Source organism: Exiguobacterium sp. s166 (assembly GCF_018618855.1).
Taxonomy (GTDB): Bacteria; Bacillota; Bacilli; order Exiguobacteriales; family Exiguobacteriaceae; genus Exiguobacterium_A.
Window position 1 is genome coordinate 721,376 of the sequence record NZ_JACSMU010000001.1, and the last position, 21,404, is coordinate 742,779.

The window sequence follows — 21,404 nt, forward strand, 5'->3', positions numbered from 1 at the left end:
TAAATATTTCAATTATGTTTCAATTGTATGTTTTTTGAAATAAAACAAACTGCATTTTGCCTCTTTAATATATAATTTTATTATATATTTAATTATTCTGTAATATTTTTCTCTCATTGGTTGTCACTTGACTACACTTCATATTAACAGAAAGGAGCTAGAACGGAATAGATAAATTATAAATTAAACTATTTTAAAAATACTTAATTGACTATATAAGGTTTTATACGTATTCATTCTACTTAAAAGGAGACTGGAAATTTAATGGACAAATTAACTAAAATCTTAACAATGGCACTAGTACTTTTGCTTCTGACTACCATCGCTTTTCCGTCCTCATTAGTATCGGCTGCATCCGGCGTAACGTTTACGAAAACAATCTATCAAACAACAGATTTATTGAATTTACGTTCGACTAACTCGATCTCTTCGAAAAAATTAACAACGATTCCGAAAAAAACGTCTCTGACGTCCAACTACCGGATCGGGGAATGGTATCGTGTAACACACAATGGCAAGACGGGTTATGTACTCGGTCAATACTTAACGAAAGTCGTCACCGGGACGAACTTTACAAAAACGAATTACCAGACGACAGATGCTTTGTCGTTACGACAGGCAGCCTCGACGTCTTCGGCACGTCTGTTGACGATTCCCGCGAATACGACGCTCGCATCAAGCTTCCGGGACGGCGATTGGTACAAAGTGACGTATAACAAACAGACCGGTTTTGTATCGGGTGCCTATTTAAAGAAAGCGACGGCATCATCGACAGCTTATACGACGACCGAACGGCTGAACTTCCGGAGTGCCCCGACGACATCCGGTGCCTTATTGATGACGATTCCGAGCAATCAAGTCGTCCAGTCCCTATCCGTCAGTTCGAACTGGCATAAAATCAATTACGGGGGCAAGACCGGATACGTCATCGGTACGTATTTGAAAAAGGGAACAGCTTCCCCTACTGCACCGTCTGCCGGAAATGCGGATTACAGCGGTAGCAAGATGTATGTCCTGATTGATGCCGGCAGCACCGTTGCCTTACGGTCATCCGCTTCCGTCCTCAGCGGACAACTCACTCGTCTCGGCCGCGGTACGCCGGTTGTCGTGACAAACAGTCTTCATAAGACACGTGGTTTTGTTGCTGTCCAAACAGCGGACGGACGACGGGGATATGTCGAAGCCACTTACTTGACGATTTTCCAGCCAAGCCCAACGAATCGTCCCTTGATTGTCCTCGATCCCGGACACGGTGCTTATGATCCCGGTGCTGTCCGGGCAGGGCTCGCAGAACGGGACATCGTCCTGTCCGTCGCGCGTCAAGTCGCCGGTCTTCTACAGGGAAAAGTAGATTTGACGCTGACGCGTTACACAAACGATTATTATCCGTCATTAGGCGAACGGAGTGCGATGGCGAATGCCTTGTCAACGTCACGGTTCGTCAGTATCCATATCAATGCTTCAAATGCCGGTAGTGCGTCCGGTGCGGAAAGTTACTACTATAAGGGAACCACTTCGGTTCAACTCGCCCAGGCGATCCAACAACGGATGACAGGTTATGCCGGTATGCGTGACCGGGGTGTCCATTTCGCTAACTATGCCGTCATTCGGGGGACGCAGGCACCAGCCGTCCTGGCGGAACTCGGTTTCCTATCCAATACGTCTGACCGTGCGAAACTGGCGGATCCCGCTTATCAAGCGCGTTATGCCCGGGCGATTGCCGACGGTATTCTCGCGACACTTTAAGTACTGCAAAAACGCTCATTCCGTTTGTCGGAACGAGCGTTTTTTTATATGACAAAAGGACCGCTCAGGGAAGCGGTCCTTTTGTACTCACATGAAAAGAGATCAATCAGATAAACCTATCTGCCATCAGGGAATGGCGGATGGTCATTAGCGACTAGCTAGGATCTGCTCAAGGGAAAGCAAATCCGTCGAATCGACACGATAGTCTGCCTCATGTAACGTCGTTTCCGGACCGACGCCGACAGCATACATACCCGCTGCGTGAATGGCCGTGATTCCTGCTGCTGCATCTTCTACACCGATACAACGTTCAGGTGCGACGTCAAGCGCCTCTGCTGCCCGTAAAAACACTTCAGGGTGTGGTTTTGACCGGGCGACGGTTGCCGCATCGACGATGTCGTCAAAATAATGCCGAACTCCAAGTGCCTCAACGACAGTCAACGCATTTTTAGAAGCTGACGCCATTCCGATCTTCAGCCCAGTCGCACGGATTTCGTCAAGGAACGCAATGATTCCCGGCAGAAGATCCTGTTCTGAGATGTGCTGGATCAACGTGACGTAATGGTCGTTCTTCTTCGTTGCGAGCGCAACTTTCTCTTGTTCCGTGAAAGCATCCTGCTTTCCGCCAAGTGTTAAAATCCGCTCCAGCGAATCAGTCCGACTGACGCCTTTCAGTGTTTCATTGAACTCCCGGTCGAACGGGATATCCAACTCCTCACCCAGTTGTTTCCAAGCCAGATAATGATACTCGGCTGTATCGGTAATTACGCCGTCCAAGTCAAAAATGACCGCTTCAATCGTTGGTGCCATTCGACATCCATCCTTTCATCCATCGTACATGAAAGACAAGAAATCGAATGATTTGCGCAAACGATTGCACTTGCCTCAAGAATTATTTTACCTGTTCCCCACATTGTTTGCAAGCGTTATCAAAAAACAAATCCAAATCATTAGTCTTTCCCCAAAGAAACCGTTTTCAATTTCAAGGGAATGTTTTACTTATTTCGCTCTTTACTATTCGTTTTACAATTTTTAACTGTTATAATAAAAGCGAGTTTGACAGTCGAACCGAAGGAGTGACCAACTATGTTTCAGCGTGTTAAACAATTAATAGATGAACAGAGCCGCAGAATGCGCCGTTATGAAAAAACCGTTTTATTAATTAACAGTCTGGAAGCAGAAATGGAACAAAAAACGGATGAAGAATTAAGGATTTTGACACAATCCTTAAAAACCCGCCTTCAAGCTGGTGAGAAAATCGAAGCCCTCACCGGGACAGCGTTCGCGCTTGTCCGTGAAGCGAGCAAGCGGACACTCGGTCTTCGTCACTACGATGTCCAGTTACTTGGTGGATTGGCCCTTCTGTCCGGACACATCGCCGAAATGGCGACCGGTGAAGGAAAGACACTGGTCGCGTCACTTGCAAGTTTCACCCAGGCTTTACACGGTCAAGGGGTTCATGTCATCACGGTCAACGAATATCTCGCCCGGCGTGATGCGGAACAGATCGGTCAGATTCACCGGTTTTTAGGTTTAACGGTCGGCATCAATTCAGCAGAACTGTCATTCGAAGAAAAACAACAGGCCTATGCGTCTGATATTACATACGGAGTCGGAACGGAATTTGGTTTCGATTATCTGCGCGACCATTTAGTCATGCGACAAGAGGATCGTCTGCAACGCCCCCTCCGCTTCGCCTTGATTGACGAAGTCGACAGCGTCTTGATTGACGAAGCAAAAACACCGCTTATCATGGCGGAACGCGATACCGTCCATGAAGGATTACAGCAATTGGTTCGTCATGTCGTCAAAGACTTTAAAGAAGACGCTGACTATTCATACGACGAAGAAATCAAAGCGGTCGCCTTGACCGATCAAAGTATCGAGACGATCGAACGGATTTTCGGTATCGATCAGCTGTTCGCGGCCGAGCATGCCGTCCTGTTCCACTATGTCATCCAAGCACTTCGGGCCCACGTCGTTCTGAAACGGGATGTCGATTATATCGTCAAGGATGATAAAATCGCGCTCGTCGACTTATTCACCGGACGGTTGATGGAAGGACGAAGTTTATCGGATGGCCTCCATCAAGCGCTCGAGGCGAAGGAACACGTCAGCGTGACCGAAGAAAACCGGACGACGGCGCAAATTACGATTCAGCATTACTTCCGCATGTATCATCATGTGTCCGGAATGACAGGTACTGCTGCCACGTCTCGCGATGAATTTTTGAAGACGTACCGGATGGATGTTGTCTCAATTCCACCGAATCGTCCTAAAATTCGGATTGACGAAGCCGATGTCCTGTTCTTGACGAGTTCCGAGAAATATTCAGCGATTGCGGCAGCGACCGAAACGGCTCATTTGACGGGACAACCCGTCTTGATCGGAACGACTTCAATCGAACAATCCTTAAAGGTTGCCGATGTCCTTGATCAACGTCAGATCCCTTACGAAATACTGAATGCCAAGACCGTCGATCAAGAAATTCGGATTATCGAGTCCGCCGGCCGCCACGGTCGGGTGACGATTGCGACAAACATGGCAGGACGCGGAACGGATATCCTGCTTGATGATGCGGCGAAGGCGCAGGGCGGTTTGTTCGTCATCGGCACGGAACGGCACGAGTCCGTCCGGATCGATAACCAGTTGCGTGGTCGGGCAGGACGCCAAGGCGATCCCGGTCTGACCCGGTTCTACCTGTCGCTTGAGGATGATCTGCCCCGCCGGTTTGCGCGCGAACGGTTAGAGCGTGTCACAAAGAAACTTGGTCCTGTCACCGGTCCGGTTCATGCAAAAGAAGCTCAGCAACTGATGGCCTATGCTCAGGAAACGTGTGAATCTGTCAACCGCAGTGTCCGTGACGACCTTGTCCAACTCGAGGAAGTCATCAGTGAACAGCGCCTTGCCATTTATCGTCTTCGCAACCAAATCGTTGATTCGGCGACGCTGGAACAATTTGTTCAGCCGTTTGCGGCTCGGACCATCCATTCCTATCTCGAGCAATATTTGACGGATGATCTCGTTCCGGAAGAATGGCCAATCGAATTATTGACGGCGGAACTGGAGCAGCTGCTGCATCAACCGGTTGAATTGGTCCTGGGTGACTCGATCGAGACCATCCAACAACAAATGGAACCGCTGATTACTTCAGTCGATCAAAAAATGGCCTTGCAGATTGCCGAAGATGAAGAGACGGCACGACGTTTCATGTTACTTGCCCTGGACGAACAGTGGACGAGTCACTTGACGGCGATGAACTCGCTCAAGGAAGGAATTCATTTACGCAGTTACGGTCAAGAACAGCCGGTTCGGATCTTCGAACGGGAAGGCATGGATTATTTCCGTTATGCCATCTTCAGTTTTGAAAAACAAGTCGTGTCTGGACTATGTCGTCTGGACGAGACTACTTTGCAAGGAGGACTGCTTCATGCAACCGTCGATTGATTCTGACATTCAACCCGCGCTTTACTTTACCGAGGATATGCCGATTGTCAAAGAAGACGAGTATGTCTTTCGCTATGCACTCAATCAGTTACCGAAACTCGGACCCAACCAGTTGGCGATCCATCTCTTTCAAGTGTTACAGACCGAACCGTTACACGTGATTGCGTTGTTCCAAAATACGCTTCCGCGTTCTTTCCAGCTGAATGATTTGGTCGTTCTCGTCCTGTCAGGTGACCAGCTCGTCGCCCGGAAAATATTCACGATTGAGGAAGTACCGGTCCTTCTTCCGACAGCGACCTTACCGCTTTGGCTCGAGTTTTCCGATGAAGAACAGTTCGTTGATTTATCGACGCTTGATGCACCGCTCGAACTCGTCTTCTCGAATGAACAGCTGACGGATCTCGTAATCGATGAGTCGTTCTCTGCTCCGGAACAGCGTTTGATTCGCCAAATCGCTTTCTCGCACCCTGCCCCGCCGACAGATGGATGGTCCCTGTTACCGGTCTCGATTTTTAAACAGGAACAAAAGGTCGAGGCCATCGTGCTGGTCCGTAATCCGAGCGGACAGTCTCTCGAGCTGGATTCGCTGTCGTTTGAGTTACTGCTTGGTGATCAGGCCGTCGCTGCAACCCGGCATACTTCGCTGACCGTGTCCTCGCAGAGTGAACACGCAATCCGTTTAAGCTTTGATTACGTAGCACATCCGGCCGATTCACTGGATTTACGGTATCTGCCGGAATAATCCCCTCAAAAAAATGGACTTCTCGTCAATGACGAAAAGTCCATTTTTGATTATCCTTTTAATAAACCGATTACACGTACATTAATCGCTTGCGGTTGGAATGCTAACATGTTTTCCATGTCTTGTGCAATCCGTTCCTGTACTTTTCCTGCTGTCTTGATGATCGACATCCCGTATTTGATATGGACCGAGAGACTGACCGTAATCGCACCGTCCACATCTTCGACCTTCACGAGTTTGACCATCTGTTTTTCCTGTAACTTCGAATCGTCCTGTGTAAAGGCAATTCCTTCTGTTTCCTGAACTGCTACCCCGGCAATCACTTCAATGACTTGTTGGGAAACGTTTACGACACCATCCGCATTGTTTAAGTTATATGACATACTTTCCACGCCCTTCATCTATTAATCGCTCTACTTTAAAGTGTATAGCATTTAGCCTTTTTTTGAAAGGTCTTGTCGTTCTTCGACGATTGGACGAATGTCGATTTCAATCAGTGGACGCATCAGGCGGACAACGAACGGATGAATGATTACTCCGACGATCAACAGGGCGACACCGATGACGACCAGCAAGGCGAGCCAAGTTTGCGGCACGAAGGCTGTCGTCGCGTACTGACGCCATGCCATGACGAAGAAAACATGAAGCAAGTAGACATATAAGCTGAGCTCACCCGCCCGTGTAACAAGCGGCAGACGACGCATCGGAACGAGCATCATGAATCCAAGCGATGCTGTAATCGACAGGAAGTAGATCACACTGTGCTTCAACACACCGATCCAGGCATCACTGTCATATTGTTCGACATACGGGAAGCGGTGCTTGAATGCATTCGCCAGAGCGACGATTTCTTGCGGCGTATCGCGCCACGCTTCATATAGGAGAAAACCGATGACACTCGCGAACGCCAGTCCGCCAATTAACCGGACATTCATTCTCCGTTTGAAGCTTTTTGGCATTTCAAAAATCCGGATGAACTCATGTTCCGACAAGTAGTTACCGAGCAGGAAGTAGGGATAAAACATGATCAATTTCCGTAAGGCCAAAAAACCTGTGTTTTCGAGCTCAAAGCCGTACAATAAAGCAAAGGCGAGTCCGAACCAGACATACCCACGCAGATGGACGACATACGGTGTAACGATATACCAGACGACCATGACGAACAAATACCAGAGTGCCCAGTAGGGACGCAACAGATGCGTGCCGAGATTTTGTCCGGACAACAACGGCAATCCTTCTCCAAACGTTGCCCATGAACCAATCAGGATTTGCCAGACACAATAGACGGCAAACAGTTGGATGACACGCAAGTACTTGTTTTCACGGAAGAAGTAGCCGCTTAAAATAATAAATAATGGCATGTGAAACGAATAAATGATCAAGTACACCGTTTCGAGTAACTTTCCATCGTAATCAAACCGTAAATCCGTCAGCATATGACCAATTACTACGAAAATGACAAGGAATCCTTTGATATTATCAAACCACGGATTTCGATTCATGTTACACTACCCCTTATACTCCCTCGAAAGGAACGATTGTTTTATGAAAAAAGCACTAGTCATTCTCTCGGTCGTCGCAAACGTCGTCCTCCTCGCCCTATTGCTCGGACGCAAACCGATCGAGTTATTCGAGCAGGCCTTTCCTGCCACCACTACACAACCCATCACGACATTCCAATATACGAAAAATCCGAACTACGTCCGGTTGAATAGTCTCTTTCATACTTATCAATACCCAAAATCACCGAATTCTGTCATGCTCGGTGACTCCATGACGAATTTTGGTGATTGGCGGATTTTGCTCAATGATCCGACAATCGTTAACTTCGGGATTCCCGGCGATACGACGGAAGGATTTTTGACCCGGCTTGACCTGATTGTCGAGTTGAAACCGAAACGTGTCTTCCTGATGGGCGGCATCAATGACATCCGTCACTTCACTCCGATTCCGACCATTACGGAAAACATGACGACGATCGTGACGACGCTGCGAAAAAATAACATTGATGTCGTCATTCAGTCAACACTACCCGTCGCACCCAAGTATTCCGATTCGGTCCGCGTCAATCGTGACGTCGAAGCCCTGAACCGGAATCTTGAACAACTTGCGAAATCTGCTGGTATTCCCTTTGTTGATTTACGACCTGAGTTGACCAATCAGCAAGGTTACCTTCAAAACCGGATGACGTACGACGGGCTTCATTTGGTCGGTGGCGGCTATCTTCGATGGAGCGACGCACTCAAACCGTTTGCTGAAAAAATTCAGATTACGGAAAACAAATAACAGTCATTAAAAAAGGAGATTCCGATTTTTACGGAATCTCCTTTTTTCAGCACTCATCTACACGGTGACAGGCACCATGTCATTAGTCTTCCTGGTTTTTGACACCCATGTATGCGGCAACGCTTGATGCTGAAAATACAGCAATTGCGACGATACCGACTGCAATCCATACCACTTGATCCATCATTTTTCCCCCTTGTATGTAACCGTTCACTTTCTTTTTTTAGCGTACACGAAATTCGTCAAGAAAGAAACACATTTTCTATGTCTAACGACTAGACGTTTCGGGAAAAAGTAACTATAGTAGAAGGACAAGTATAAATTGTCAGAAAATTCGATTATTTAAAAAAGGAGGTGATTCTGATGTCAACCCCAATCCTGAAACCCCGATTTCAGATGAAGCAACAACAACGAAGTATAGTCAACTTTAGTTATTGGCTTGTCATCGGTATCATTGGATGGACGATGATCAGTTTCGTAACCGGACTTCGCAATCAGCTGGCGGGTCTCCCAATCTACGAAAGCATCCCGCTTGTGTTGGCTGTCCTCTTAACCACCGGCGTCCTGTTAAAAATGGCCCGGGATGAATGGTGGATCCGGTATCTCAATCGTCAAACCCAGTTTTACATCGGTCATGAAACCGTCGTGACCTGGTGCCTCATCATCGATAGCATGTGGTTGATCCGTAAACCGATGCGCCGTGAACTCCGTCACCTCTACCGACACATCACCCAAACGAAAACATCATCAGAAGCCATCGAGACGCTTGCGAACGAGCTCGTCGAACGTGGTGTCCTCATCGTCTATTCCCGTCCTAAGAGCGACCATCCTGCTTGAACAAAAAAAGAGCATGGAATGTCAGGACATCTGCTCCCTGCATCCCGTGCTTTTTTGCTGTCGTTATTTTTGAGTCAGCCATTCTGCTGCTGCTTCGATCGTCGGCATGACGAGCTGATGACCGTGGTTTGACCAGGTCACATCAACCGTAGCTCCTGCCTGTTCAAAAATCGCTTTCAAATCTTCCGTCTCCGAAGCCGGACAGATTGGATCGTTCGTTCCGGCTCCGATAAAGATTCGAACCCGCGACGAATCCGGTAACGTCACACCGCGACGCGGTACCATCGGATGCAATAAAATCGCCTGTTCAAATAACCGTTCTTCAAACATCATATTCGCTGCGATGTTGGCACCATTCGAATAACCGACCGGGATGACATCTTGAAGCGAAAAGTCCGACGTGCGGCTCATGTCTTTCACGAACTCCATCAAACGGGCTGTCCGGAGGGCGAGATCCTCTTCATCAAAAACCCCTTCCGCCAATCGTTTGAAGAATCGGGGCATTCCGTTTTCCGTCACCTCACCCCGGACCGACAGATAACCGGCCTCCGGATCGAGGAGCCGGACGAGTCCGACTAAATCCTGTTCCGTCCCGCCTGTTCCGTGCAATAAAAGAAAAATGGGTGCGCCTGGTCGTTTAGCAGGTTCAAATAAATGAATCATATGAGTCTCCCCTTTGGTAGTCTGATGGGTGCGACATGTCCTTCAATTGTCGCCCGGTGTGCTTCGAACTGTTCCGGTAATTTTAACGCTTCTCCTAATACTTCAAATGCTTCATCGACCGCAAATCCCGGATTATCGGTGGCGATTTCATGCAGAATCCGTCCACGGTCGTGGAAGTAGACCGATGTAAAGTAATTCCGGTCTTTCACTTCTGTCGTCATCAAGCCAAACGTATTGATTTGTTTCATCCAGTCCATTTGCTGTGCCTGATCATCGGCCCGCCACGCGATATGGTGGACGGTCCCGGCACCCGGTCGCCCAACCGGTACGTTCGTATGCAGGATATCGACGGTGTTGCCGAATTCGCCTTCCGCTTCATAACGATCCATCGTCTCGGAACGTTTCGCAACCGTTAATCCGAATGCATCCGTTAAGAGACGTCCTGTATCTGCCGGATCATGCGACAACAAGGTCGCACCGGCAAAACCTTTGATGGCGACATCGGTTGAGATGCCGTCGATTTCAAAGCGGCTGTTTGCGCCTTTGCTGCGTTCGACGAGTTCAATCTGTAATCCGTGCGGATCCTGAAAGACAAGTTGTTTTTCGCCGAAACGTTCGGCTTCTTCAAAGACAACTCCTTTTTCCGTCAAACGGTTTTTCCAAAAGTCATAGCTCCCAGTCGGAATCGCATATGCCGTCGTTCCAACCTGCCCCGCTCCGACTTTCCCCTGCTGCATGCCTTCAAACGGGAAAAAAGTGATGATTGTTCCAGGTTTACCCGATTCATTGCCGAAATAAAAGTGATAGGTTCCCGGATCGTCAAAGTTGACCGTTTTCTTGACGAAACGCAGACCAAGCGTCGTACCGTAAAAATCAAGGTTTTCCTGTGGATTACCGACCATTGCTGAAATGTGATGAATGCCTTTCGTTTTCATATTCGTTCGCACTCCCTTCTTTCATTTCCTTTAACACAATAATAGTAACTTATTTACTAAAAGTAAACCATTATGCTTAAACATCTCTTTTTTGGAACCTTTCTTCCATTTATCCGTAAGAATAAGAGATACTTCAACTGGACCATGCACTTTATCTGAATGAAGGAGGACTGATTCCATGCTTGAAATTAAAGCCATCACGAAACGATTCGGGTCGTTCACAGCGGTCGACGATTTATCATTCGAAGTGCCGGAAGGACAGATTTTCGGATTACTTGGAGCGAACGGAGCCGGAAAAACAACGACGTTCCGGATGTTGCTCGGTTTATTGCAACCGACAGAAGGGTCGATCACGTGGAAAGGACAACCGATTCCTTTATCAAAAATCGGTTACCTTCCTGAGGAACGTGGCTTGTATCCGAAAATCCGGGTCGATGAACAATTGATTTTTTTAGCTGAACTCCGCGACATGAAACGAAAAGATGCCAAAGCCTCTTTACTCGAATGGCTCAACTACTTCCAGATTCCGCAGTACGAAAAGATGCGGGTCGAACAATTATCAAAAGGAAATCAGCAAAAAATCCAGCTGATTTCTGCCGTCCTACATAAACCCGACTTATTAATCCTCGACGAACCGTTCAGCGGACTTGATCCCGTCAACGTCGAACAGTTGAAAAAAGCGGTCCGGAAACTGACGGCAGAAGGCACGACAATCGTCTTCTCAAGCCACCGGATGGATCATGTCGAGGAACTGTGTGAACATGTCGCCATTCTCGATCACGGGAAACCGGTTGTCGCCGGGTATCTTCCGGAGATCAAGGCAGGATACGGCAAGACACGTGTCTTATTGACGACCGATGCGCCTGCCCTGCTTTGGGATGCACTGCCGGGCATTCTTCAAGTCGAATCGGACGGAACCGGTCACAGCTTACAAGTCGAGTCAAAAGAGGCGGCCGACTTGCTGCTCCGTCATTTGATTACAGAAGGATTCCATGTCGAGCGATTCGTATGGGATCAATTATCCCTGCAAGACATCTTCATTGAGGAGGTTGGAAAACGTTATGAACCGTAAATTCCTGACATTGTATCGTTTCAGTCTGTTTCAAAAATTACGGGCGAAAAGTTTTCTGATTTCGACCGTCCTGATGGTCGTGTTCCTTGTCGGATTCAGCAACATCGAGCGGATCATCGACTGGTTCTCGGGAGACGATCCGAAAATCGCGGTCGTCAGCTCGCTTGAAGCTCCGATCGTTCCGGTTCTAAAAGAAGTCGGCATCAAAACAAAGATCACCGAAAAAGATTATTCCCTGAAGCAGGCACGACAAGTCGTCAACAAAGGGACGTATGACGCAGTCGCTTTGTTGTCCGACGATCCGTACCGGGTGACGTTAATCAGTGCCAGTCCGGAACAGGAGTTGCAGACACAACTGTCGACTGCTTTAAAACAAGTCCGCGACCAGACGATCATTACGGACGCCGACGTCGATCCGGCATTGCTTTCTTCGCTTGCTGCTCCCATCGACGTGAAACAGGAATTGACCTCAACCGGCGGTAAGAGCGAGGACGAATTATTCGCCGCGTCGGCTCTCGTCTATGTGTTGCTGTTCCTGATGTACTTTACGATTGCCATCTACGGCGGCATGATCGTGACGGAAATTGCCAATGAAAAATCATCGCGTGTCATGGAATTGCTGATTTCTGCCGCCAGCCCGATTCAGCATATGTTGGCGAAAATCACCTCGATCGCCACCGTCAGTCTGATTCAATTATCGTTACTCGTCGGAGTCGGCTATTACAGTGCCCAAAGCAGCAGTCTGTTTGATCAGCTGTCGCTTGATTCACTGAGCGTCAAGACGATTGTGTATCTGTTCGTCTTCTTCTTGCTCGGTTATCTGCTGTATGCGACGCTGCTCGCCGCCCTCGGTTCGCTCGTCAGTCGGGTTGAAGATGCCCAACAGGTCACCTTGCCGGTCATCATGTTGATCGTCGCTGCTTTCACGGTGTCGATTTTCAGCCTGAACGCCCCGACGAACCAGGCAGTCGTCATCCTGTCATTCGTGCCGTTCTTTACCCCGATGTTGATGTTCTTACGTGTCATGCTGACGGAAGTCCCGGTCTGGCAAGTCGCGTTATCCCTCCTCCTGATGGGAATCAGCATCGCCCTCGCCCTGTTCGTCGGAACACGATTCTATCGCGGGGGTGTCCTCTTTTACGGATCAAATCCGTTGAAGCAACTGCGTCGTATTTTAGGTGGCCGCCAGTAGTAGTTTACAAGACGAACCGTTTCCGCTATCGTTAGGTGAGAAAAAGCCTTGAGGAGGAATTACGTTATGCGGTCTCGTTTTTGGGCAGCGATTTTATTCACAGCTGCCGCCATCGTCTCGTCCCTTGTCATGTTTACGAAATTTCCACAAGCAAGTGAGACATGGAAGCTGGTCCTCGCTTATGGCGGAGTGACATTCATCGTCAGTTTATTTTATTGGTCTTTCGTCGCTGTACGCGTCCAGTCCTCCCGTTTATATGGAAGCTGGATCGGCGTCTTTATCGGTGGAACAACAGTCTTACTCGTTTGTGTCGCTCGTTTCCTGATTCGGGGAGACTTCATGATGATTTTAAAATGGCAGGCCATGCTTGGCAGTCTGACTTTAAACTTCGGATATGTCGGCTGGGTGCTTGTCATCGCAAATGCCTTCATCGGTTTCTTGATTGGACGGACACGACAAAAAGGACGCCGGGCACCACGTCCTGCGCCACAGCGTTAATTCATTTAAAACAGAACTGACTTGAACGTCAGTGTTCATACAAACGAGGAAGACGGATATTACATCCGCCTTCCTCGTTTGTTTATCCTTCCGTTCGGATCGTTTATTTACGGTGATAACGTGCCCGGTCAACTGATTGACTGAACTTCGTATAACAATCGGTTACTGTCGTCTCGGTTTCTTCCGTCAGACGATTGAGGTATTCATCGAGTTGAAGCATCGTCGGGAGTTTGTCCGCAAACAATTCGAACGTCTCGTTCGCCTCTTCCCGTTGCAGTTCCCCCGCCTCCATGACTGCTTCCACCAATTCGTGAAAAATCCGCTGTTCCGTCGCACTCATGGTCTGTTCAATCCGTTTGACGTCTTCGTCATACATTAAATCGAACAGGCGCATCCGTTCTTCCAGTTGTTGTTCAATCATTGTTTCATCTTGTCCCATCGTCTGTTCATACGCCAATCGCATTTCTTCGAGCGGCGTTCTTTCCTGCATGACGAACTTCAAGGACTCCCCGGTCCAGATGTGTCGTGCCAAGTAACTGGAATCGATATGCAGGGCCTCCGCCAAAGATTCGATATACGCTTTCGTCGGATACACTTCGCTGAGTTCCGTACGACGAATGAAATAGGGGGCAACCCCAAGATTTTCCGCCAACTGGTCGATTGAAATTCCGGCACGTTCCCGTAAGATTCGGATGCGGTCACCGTATCCCCGGTAAGGTGAATGGTCCAGCATATTATCCCTCCTCGCTATGCTATTATCATACCCTTGAATCGGGTATCGGATACATCGAACTTTCGCACGATTTTTTCATCAGATGCCGCGGATAGCGGACCCATAAAGGCAAGATACTGATGAAATAACAGCCGGTGACGATTCCGATCCAGGTGAAGGATAAGGGAAGAAACGGACCGATTTCCAGTCCCCCATTCGATAAGATGACCTGAAAGAGCAACCAGGCATGAAAAATCGAAATGAAGTACGGAACCATCAAGACCGTACCGTATTTGATGAACAGGAAACGACGGATGCTCCGTTTACTGAAACCGAGCGCAGACAATGTCTTTAACCGCTTTTGTTCACGTTCTGCCGTCATCTGCATCCAGACGTGCAGGAAGCTCGCATTGATGACAAACAGCCAGACCGTCAACAGAATGACAACAAACGAGACCAGCCGGATGATGCGAATCCCGTCCAGTTTATCTTCCGTCTCATTGATCAGCTGGTACGGAACCGGAGTGTTTTTACCTAGCTCTGCTTTGGATTGAATTTCCCGGACAATCGACATCCAACGCGTCCAGCGGTCCGTCCCGTAATCGGCATACGATGGTGTATCAAAGACACGGATATGGAATACCGGACGATCCATCGTGGTAAAAGCACGGTCACTGACGACGAATAATGTTTCAATCCGGTCATTGTACCCGAATAGCAGACGATGTTCCGCCATCGGCTCAAGCCGGTAGCCGGCTTGCTTCATCCCGGCTTTTGCTTTTTGCATCGTCGGTGTCACTTCCTTGACTTGAACCGGACGGGCCGGAATCATGAAAGTTTGTTTGTCCGTCAACAGCGTCCGTTGCTCATGACCCAGATGCTTCATCAGTTCGTTATAATCCGATAACGGAATTACGTACCGGGTCTTGACTCCTTTGAGCCGGACATCCTGCCGGTATTTGTCCGGAAACGTTTTTGTCATCGTCCGTTCCAGTTTTTCCAGACGTTCGGACGGGACGGCAGCTTCTTCGTAATAGACCAGTCCGAATTGATTGTTCGACGACAGATCAAATCCGATCAGTTGAAAGATAAAGACGAGACCGACGGCCGTCAAAGCACAGGAGGTCAAGATTGTTCCGAGCGCGACCAGCGTACTGTTCGTTTTTAACTGAATCGCGATTTCCGAGACGATTAACTTCCGTAACGACAACCGTCGCGGACGATACAGTTTAAGCACCATCGGGATGACGTGACGGCAGAAAAAGAACGAGCCGACAAAGATGATGAAAGGAAAGACGAACAGAAAGGTATCTTGTTGTGTCAATGCCATGAAATATCCGTAAAACAGAATGAGCACTGCCACTCCCTGCATCGTAAGACCAAACCGGATCCGGAAGCGCGAACGGGACCGGACAGGACGATCCGGTCGGAATCTATAAATCGCGAGGACGGTCGCAATCAAGAGGGTCAGGAGCGCACCTGCAATCAACACTAAAAACGAGGTAAGGGACAGTTCGATCGTCAGTCGCGGTAAGAACATGACTTTTTCAATCGAGAGTAACATCAGTTTCGTCAGGACGACACCGAGCGTGATACCGCCGATGATCGCCAGCCCGCCGACAATCAGGATTTCAATCATAAAATATTTCAGGAAATGCGAAAATCCGCTTCCGAGCGTCCGCATCACCCGTAAATCGTTTTTCCGGTGCTCGAGCATCGTATACGTTGTCGAATAAATAAACAAGATACTAAAAAACAGGATGATGACTTCGGCAATGAATACAAACAGCATCGTCAGTTCGATGACCTGATTGAGTTGACTTAAAACTTTGGCGATGTTCTGAAACGATTCGCTGACGACGAGGTTCCAGTAACTCGTCGCAATCGTCATCGCGACGATGATCGTCAACGCGTATCCATAGTAGAGACGCTGGTACCGCTTGATGTTACGTAGGGCGTATTGCAGATAAGTGATGTTCATCCCCTCCTAATAACGAGAGCGACTCAATGACACGCTGAAAGAAGACCCGGCGTGGTTCATCCCGGAACAATTCCGTTTGAATGCTGCCATCTTTCAGGAACAGGACGTGATTGCAATACGAGGCGACCGTCGGATCATGGGTGACGATGACCATCGTCATGCCTGCCGCATTCAATTCTGCCAGCAATTCCATGACGTGTTTCGTCGCCTGAAAATCAAGAGCGCCCGTCGGTTCGTCCGCGAGCATCAGCCGCGGTGCGTGAATCAGGGCACGCCCGATCGCCGTCCGTTGCCGTTGCCCGCCGGATACTTCATCCACCTGTTTGTCGAGCAATTCGTCAATCTGCAACCGTTTTGCGAGATGTTGCATTTCTTCCCGGGCTTCCTTCGTCTTTTTTCCGCTGAGCATCAGAGGAACGAGCATATTTTCAGCCACCGTCAACGAATCCAGCAAGTTGAACTCCTGAAAGATGATTCCGAGCGTCTCACGCCGGAAGCGGGTTGTTTCTTTCCGTTTGAACGTTGCCGTATCGATATCTTCAATCAAAATCGATCCCCAACTGGGTTGATCGAGTGTCGCGAGCAGGTTGATCAAGGTCGACTTTCCGCTGCCGGACGGTCCCATGACGGCGACCATCTCCCCTTCCTCCACCCGAAAGTTGATATCCGTCAATGGTTGTTCCGTCACTTTTCCGGGATAGACTTTTCCTAACTGTTTGACTTCAATCATGTTGTTTCCCTCCTACCAGTGTAAGACGACAGGTCGTTCCGACACCTTCCGTGCTGTCGAGTTCAATCGTATGCCCGAGCTTCAGACAAATCTGACTGACGAAGTACAGTCCCATCCCGGTTGATTCTCCGTAACGTCGTCCATTTTCGCCCGTGAAAAATGCATTGAAGACACGCGGGACGTCACGTTTCGGAATCCCGACGCCGTCATCTTCAATCGTCAGCACGATTTTCCCGGATTGTTCGACCGCCCGAATGCAGACTTCGTGACCATGACCGGCTGTATATTTGACGGCATTCGTGATCAATTGCAACACTAAAAAGCGGAACCACTTCGAGTCGGTATAGATATAAAAATCCGGTGAGAGTTCCAGCTTCGGATACACTTTATTTTTGACGAACAGCCGTTTTTCCTGATTGATGATACTCGTCACCAGCGTCCGAAGATTTAAACGCTCCGCCTTCAAGTCCGTTTCAATCGCTTCGAGACGCGACGAATACAGCATCTGATCCAGTCCGATTCGCATCCGGTCGACTTCATGGCGTAAGTCCGCCTGGAACTGTTCCCCCGGATGCTCGAGAATCAATTCGATGACCGAAAGCGGCGTCTTCATTTGATGAATCCATTGATCGACGTACCGGTGCCGTTCCTTTTCCTTCCGCCGCTCCGCAAACAGACTGTTTCGAAAGACGGTCTGTTGCCGTTCTAAAAAGTGTTCGACGGCTGCCGCAAGCGGTTCGTCGCTGTCCGCCCGGATGGGTTCTGCGACCGATTGAATCGGTGTCTGCAATCGTTTGAGCAACGGTAACATACTAAAGAAACGGTAACTTAAATAAATCAGCAAGGCGATTGCATTTAAAAGAGCAATATAAAAAAAGGCAGCCGGGCGATAGAGGTCATATAACCATAAGATGAGGAACAAGGCTACCATCTGTCCGCTGAAGAAAAGAATGCCCGGAATCGTATGTCTGAAAAAAAGTCTCATTTGTCGAGGACCAGTTTATAGCCGACTCCCCGGACCGTTTCAAGGCCCCCGATTCCGATTTCCGCCAGTCGTTTCCGTACACGGGTGATGTTGACGTTCAGCGTGTTTTCATCGACGAACGCTTCATCATCCCAAATCCGTTCCAACAAGTCACCCCGACTGACAATCCGTGGACTCACCGTCAATAACATCTCTAAAATCAATCCTTCTTTTTTCGATAGTTCAATAGACCGTTCCTCATGTTCGACGATATAACGATCCAAATACAATGTCAGACCGGCACGACTGACCGTCCGCTCCTCACTCTCCTGGGACAATGTCCCGTACGCACGTCGAATCTGACTTTTGATTTTCGCAATGACGACGGCTCCCTGGAAGGGTTTGACGATATAGTCATCCGCTCCATATTCGAGTGCCATGACTTGATCCATCTCCCCGACACGGGCCGAGATGAACAGGATGGGTGCCCGCGTCTTCATCCGGAGCTGACGGCACCAATAAAATCCGTCAAACTTTGGCAAGTTGACGTCCAACAGGATGACGTCCGGTTGCGTTTCTTCGAATCGAGCGACGACATCTCCTAATCCATCTTCGTGAATGACATGAAAATCGTACCGTTCCAACAGTTCTTTTAATAACAGTGCAATCTGTTGATCGTCTTCTACTAATAAAATGGTTTCCATCTGCAGATTCAACTCCTTCTTCCTCCATGATACCGAACAAAAAATGGACTGGAAACGATTATTCGTTTCCCGCCCATTTGAATTAGATGACGATCCGCCGATAAGCACGCACCGTGACGAGATAGTACAACAGATAAACGATGGTATAACAACCGATTGCAAGTGACATCGGTAACCGCAAATCATAGTTCAACAATTTTTGCAGAACTTGCATCGCAAACAGACTGTGGACCAGACCAAGCAGATACGGCAAGACGAACATGAAACCGACCGAGCGTCGGATGATACCGGTCTGCTCTTGCTGATCGACACCAATCTTTTGAATGATTTCAAACCGTTGTTTCGATTCTTCTGCTTCCGCAAGCATTTTAAAGTAAATGATGGATCCAGTCGCCAGTAAAAAGACGAGTCCGAGGAATCCGGCGGCAAAGGCAAGCAATCCTGTCGTCGCCGTCGTCATGGCGTAGACCGGATAATAGGCTGCCATCTCTGTCTCTGCTTTTTCACCATACAACTGCTCCAGTCGGTTGATCAGCCCGTCATCCGACCGTTCGTCGGAGAACTGATAGTTCGTCAGCATGGCAGCTTTTTCCGGCATTATCGCAAAGGCATCATCCGAAACAGCAAAGGCCAACCGTTTTTTCGCATACAGTTGAGTAAGTGGTAGATTCGTCGCACCGGTAATCCGAAAGGACGAATGTGTGTCTTTAAACGTCACTCCGATTGGGGACCGAACGGATTCCTCCAATAAATCATTGCCTTTGAACGTCTCAAGGACAATCGCTTCGCCTGTTGCCGGTTCGGGTAGCACACGTTTTCCGTTACTCTTCGCGAGCTTCTGATAATCGGAATAACTGATATAACTGAACTGTCCGGGTTCCCCGTCAAACGCGTATGTCTGGTACGACGTCGTAAACGACAGCGGATTCGGCAGCTCCTCGAGCGTATGATTGACGTTCTTGACGTTGACCATCGTCCGCGACTCAATTGTCTGATTCGATGACCGGATTAATTTTTCTGCCTCTGCTTGTTTGCTTGCAACTGACAAGCTGTATGGCATTTGTTCCTCGACCGTCCGATCGATGTAATAGTAGATCGATGTCGCTGTCCCGACTGTCGTCAGCGTGACGGCAGTGATGACGGTGATCGTCGACAACATGACAGCATTCGATTTAATCCGCGATATCAATTGCCCGTGTAAAATCAAGTTCGTGCCACGGTAATGCCGAAGGCGTTTACTGACGACACGCAGTAAAAAAATCGTGAAGTAGCTCATCGTGCCGAACGTTCCGACAATGATACAGACCATCAAAATCGGTGCGACGATTGTAAAGTGAGCGAGCAACGGTTTCCCCGTCAAGTAATAACCGGTACCAATCAATAAGACGGACACTACGGCAAGAACCGGATGCACTTTCGGGATGGTTTCAACCTGCTGTTTCGCCTTAAACAATTCGATCAAGGTAAACCGGTAAATCGTCCGGGCTGAACGGAGCGCAATCACAAGGAAGATTGTCAAGAAGACAACAACCGTCTGACCGATTGCACCGGCGTTGATCGAAAAATCTGCTTCAATCGTCATTCCCATCACGTACGCCAACAGTTGGACAAAATACTTCGAGGCGACCGTACCAAGCAGAACTCCAATCAACAGCCCAATCAATCCATACCCCATCGTCTCAAGAAACAGCAACTTCGCAATCTGTTGGCGTTCGAGACCAAGTAAGGCATACAGACCGATTTCCTGTTTCCGGCGTCGTAAGAAAAAATCACTCGAATACCAGATAAAGATGGCGGAAAAGAGTGCCAGAATCACACTCGAACCTGTAAAGACCGTCCCGAGTTTTCCGTACAATTCATTGGCTTGTAACATCGCTTCATTGGAGCGGATTGCTAAAAACGTATAGTAAATTAAAATCGCAAACGTGACAGCACCGAGATACATCACATTCTGACGGATGTTCTTTAAATTCCGGAAAGCTAACTTAAACAAGTTCACGAACCGCACCTCCGAGTTCACGTTGAACTTCCATGATTTGCTCGAAAAACTCTTTGCGTGTCCCGAACTGATGAATTTCACGGAACAATTCGCCGTCTTTGACGAACAGAACCCGTTCCGCATACGACGCGGTTACCGGATCATGCGTCACCATCAAAATCGTCGCCCCCTGTTCGTTCAGACCGGCCATTGCTTCAAGCAGACCGGTCGCTGATTTTGAATCGAGTGCACCGGTTGGCTCATCCGCTAAAATCAGTGACGGCTGATGGACGATTGCACGTGCGGCGGCCGTTCGTTGTTTTTGACCACCAGACAGTTCGGACGGCCGTTTCGCGAGTAACTCCCCGATTCCAAGCTCTCGGGCGACAGATGCGACCCGAACCAAAATATCGGCTTTCGGGACCTGCTGTAACGCAAGCGGTAAGGCAATGTTTTCTTCGATGGTCATCGTATCGAGCAGGTTAAAATCCTGAAAGATAAAACCAAGCTGTTCCCGCCGAAAACGGGCCAGCTGTTTTTCCTTCATTGCGGTCACATCTTCCCCGTTAATCTGAATCGTACCGTCCGTCGGTTGATCGATCGTTGACAATAGATTTAACAATGTTGATTTTCCGGCTCCAGACGGACCCATGATACTGACGAATTCTGCGTCGTGAATCGTCAGTGTCGTCGGCCGGAGAGCCTCGTGTCGGGCATTTTTCGTCTGATAGACTTTCGTAATCTGTTCTGCGTGTAAGATGGCTTTCATGATGTGTTTCCTCCCGTATTCTTCATGTTGCTTTTAGTATAAGGAACACCATTCCTTTCAAAGAATCGGCTAGACTTTCATTCATCTTACAAAACAGTAAGCTCGGGTATGAGACGACAAAAAAAGCCCCCTCATCTAGGACAAGGGG

The 21,404-nt window shown here is 48.6% G+C and carries 20 protein-coding genes; 8 read left to right on the plus strand and 12 right to left on the minus strand.

The genetic code is table 11. The features are described 5' to 3' along the window. Positions 1-264: 264 nt before the first annotated feature. The gene (locus KNP93_RS03630; RefSeq protein ID WP_131972284.1) at positions 265-1,746 is read left to right on the plus strand and encodes an N-acetylmuramoyl-L-alanine amidase family protein; all 1,482 of its coding nucleotides are present in this window, start codon (positions 265-267) and stop codon (positions 1,744-1,746) included. A 147-nt stretch (positions 1,747-1,893) separates the two neighbouring features. On the opposite strand, the gene pgmB is transcribed toward KNP93_RS03630, so the two are convergent. Further along, complete coding sequence (gene pgmB, locus KNP93_RS03635) at positions 1,894-2,556, minus strand: beta-phosphoglucomutase (protein ID WP_114595055.1); 663 nt, start codon at positions 2,554-2,556, stop codon at positions 1,894-1,896. A 276-nt stretch (positions 2,557-2,832) separates the two neighbouring features. Between pgmB and secA the strand changes: the two genes are divergently transcribed. Together secA and KNP93_RS03645 are read left to right on the plus strand one after the other, a co-directional pair. After that, the gene (secA, locus tag KNP93_RS03640) at positions 2,833-5,193 is read left to right on the plus strand and encodes a preprotein translocase subunit SecA (protein ID WP_214853192.1); all 2,361 of its coding nucleotides are present in this window, start codon (positions 2,833-2,835) and stop codon (positions 5,191-5,193) included. Further along, positions 5,177-5,935, plus strand: a complete 759-nt coding sequence (locus tag KNP93_RS03645) for an SLAP domain-containing protein (protein WP_214853203.1) — start codon at positions 5,177-5,179, stop codon at positions 5,933-5,935. The genes secA and KNP93_RS03645 overlap by 17 nt, the downstream gene beginning before the upstream one ends. Before the next feature lie 50 nt (positions 5,936-5,985). On the opposite strand, the gene KNP93_RS03650 is transcribed toward KNP93_RS03645, so the two are convergent. Both KNP93_RS03650 and KNP93_RS03655 read right to left on the minus strand, forming a co-directional pair. Beyond that, entirely contained in the window at positions 5,986-6,318 is a 333-nt protein-coding gene (locus KNP93_RS03650) for an Asp23/Gls24 family envelope stress response protein (RefSeq protein ID WP_233494498.1), read from the minus strand. Positions 6,319-6,369: 51 nt separating this feature from the next. Then, entirely contained in the window at positions 6,370-7,437 is a 1,068-nt protein-coding gene (locus KNP93_RS03655) for an acyltransferase family protein (protein WP_131502249.1), read from the minus strand. Positions 7,438-7,480: 43 nt separating this feature from the next. Between KNP93_RS03655 and KNP93_RS03660 the strand changes: the two genes are divergently transcribed. Both KNP93_RS03660 and KNP93_RS03665 read left to right on the plus strand, forming a co-directional pair. Continuing rightward, entirely contained in the window at positions 7,481-8,221 is a 741-nt protein-coding gene (locus KNP93_RS03660; RefSeq protein WP_131502250.1) for an SGNH/GDSL hydrolase family protein, read from the plus strand. A gap of 363 nt (positions 8,222-8,584) precedes the next feature. Continuing rightward, on the plus strand, positions 8,585-9,058 hold the full coding sequence (locus tag KNP93_RS03665; protein WP_131502251.1) for a hypothetical protein: 474 nt from the start codon (positions 8,585-8,587) through the stop codon (positions 9,056-9,058). Positions 9,059-9,121: 63 nt separating this feature from the next. Here the strand turns inward: KNP93_RS03665 and KNP93_RS03670 are convergent, their stop codons facing one another. Together KNP93_RS03670 and KNP93_RS03675 are read right to left on the minus strand one after the other, a co-directional pair. Continuing rightward, positions 9,122-9,721 carry an alpha/beta hydrolase gene (locus tag KNP93_RS03670; RefSeq protein WP_131502252.1) on the minus strand — a complete coding sequence of 200 codons (600 nt, stop codon included), beginning with the start codon at positions 9,719-9,721 and terminating at the stop codon, positions 9,122-9,124. Beyond that, positions 9,718-10,656, minus strand: a complete 939-nt coding sequence (locus KNP93_RS03675; protein WP_214853216.1) for a VOC family protein — start codon at positions 10,654-10,656, stop codon at positions 9,718-9,720. The genes KNP93_RS03670 and KNP93_RS03675 overlap by 4 nt, the downstream gene beginning before the upstream one ends. A gap of 178 nt (positions 10,657-10,834) precedes the next feature. Here KNP93_RS03675 and KNP93_RS03680 point away from each other — a divergent pair, with 178 nt between their 5' ends. The 3 genes from KNP93_RS03680 (at position 10,835) to KNP93_RS03690 (ending at position 13,418) form a co-directional block, all read left to right on the plus strand. Then, a complete protein-coding gene (locus KNP93_RS03680; protein ID WP_012371353.1) occupies positions 10,835-11,728 on the plus strand; it encodes an ABC transporter ATP-binding protein in 894 nt (297 codons plus the stop codon). After that, positions 11,718-12,920, plus strand: coding sequence for an ABC transporter permease (locus KNP93_RS03685; RefSeq protein WP_214853220.1), 1,203 nt, complete (start codon positions 11,718-11,720; stop codon positions 12,918-12,920). The genes KNP93_RS03680 and KNP93_RS03685 overlap by 11 nt, the downstream gene beginning before the upstream one ends. Before the next feature lie 66 nt (positions 12,921-12,986). Beyond that, positions 12,987-13,418 (plus strand): hypothetical protein, encoded by a 432-nt coding sequence (locus tag KNP93_RS03690; RefSeq protein ID WP_131972279.1) that lies wholly within the window; start codon positions 12,987-12,989, stop codon positions 13,416-13,418. 103 nt (positions 13,419-13,521) lie between these two features. On the opposite strand, the gene KNP93_RS03695 is transcribed toward KNP93_RS03690, so the two are convergent. From KNP93_RS03695 to KNP93_RS03725, 7 genes are all read right to left on the minus strand, one after another. After that, positions 13,522-14,151: a helix-turn-helix domain-containing protein gene (locus KNP93_RS03695; protein WP_131502256.1), complete on the minus strand. Its 630-nt coding sequence runs from the start codon at positions 14,149-14,151 to the stop codon at positions 13,522-13,524. 25 nt (positions 14,152-14,176) lie between these two features. Beyond that, positions 14,177-16,111, minus strand: coding sequence for an ABC transporter permease (locus tag KNP93_RS03700; protein ID WP_131972278.1), 1,935 nt, complete (start codon positions 16,109-16,111; stop codon positions 14,177-14,179). Then, complete coding sequence (locus KNP93_RS03705; protein ID WP_131502258.1) at positions 16,077-16,841, minus strand: ABC transporter ATP-binding protein; 765 nt, start codon at positions 16,839-16,841, stop codon at positions 16,077-16,079. Before KNP93_RS03705 ends, KNP93_RS03700 begins: the two co-directional genes overlap by 35 nt. Further along, complete coding sequence (locus KNP93_RS03710) at positions 16,834-17,826, minus strand: sensor histidine kinase (RefSeq protein ID WP_131502259.1); 993 nt, start codon at positions 17,824-17,826, stop codon at positions 16,834-16,836. The genes KNP93_RS03705 and KNP93_RS03710 overlap by 8 nt, the downstream gene beginning before the upstream one ends. Further along, the gene (locus tag KNP93_RS03715; RefSeq protein ID WP_131502260.1) at positions 17,823-18,509 is read right to left on the minus strand and encodes a response regulator transcription factor; all 687 of its coding nucleotides are present in this window, start codon (positions 18,507-18,509) and stop codon (positions 17,823-17,825) included. The genes KNP93_RS03710 and KNP93_RS03715 overlap by 4 nt, the downstream gene beginning before the upstream one ends. Before the next feature lie 82 nt (positions 18,510-18,591). Further along, positions 18,592-20,508: an FtsX-like permease family protein gene (locus tag KNP93_RS03720; RefSeq protein ID WP_131502261.1), complete on the minus strand. Its 1,917-nt coding sequence runs from the start codon at positions 20,506-20,508 to the stop codon at positions 18,592-18,594. Then, positions 20,495-21,256 (minus strand): ABC transporter ATP-binding protein, encoded by a 762-nt coding sequence (locus tag KNP93_RS03725; RefSeq protein ID WP_131502262.1) that lies wholly within the window; start codon positions 21,254-21,256, stop codon positions 20,495-20,497. Before KNP93_RS03725 ends, KNP93_RS03720 begins: the two co-directional genes overlap by 14 nt. Positions 21,257-21,404: the final 148 nt, after the last annotated feature.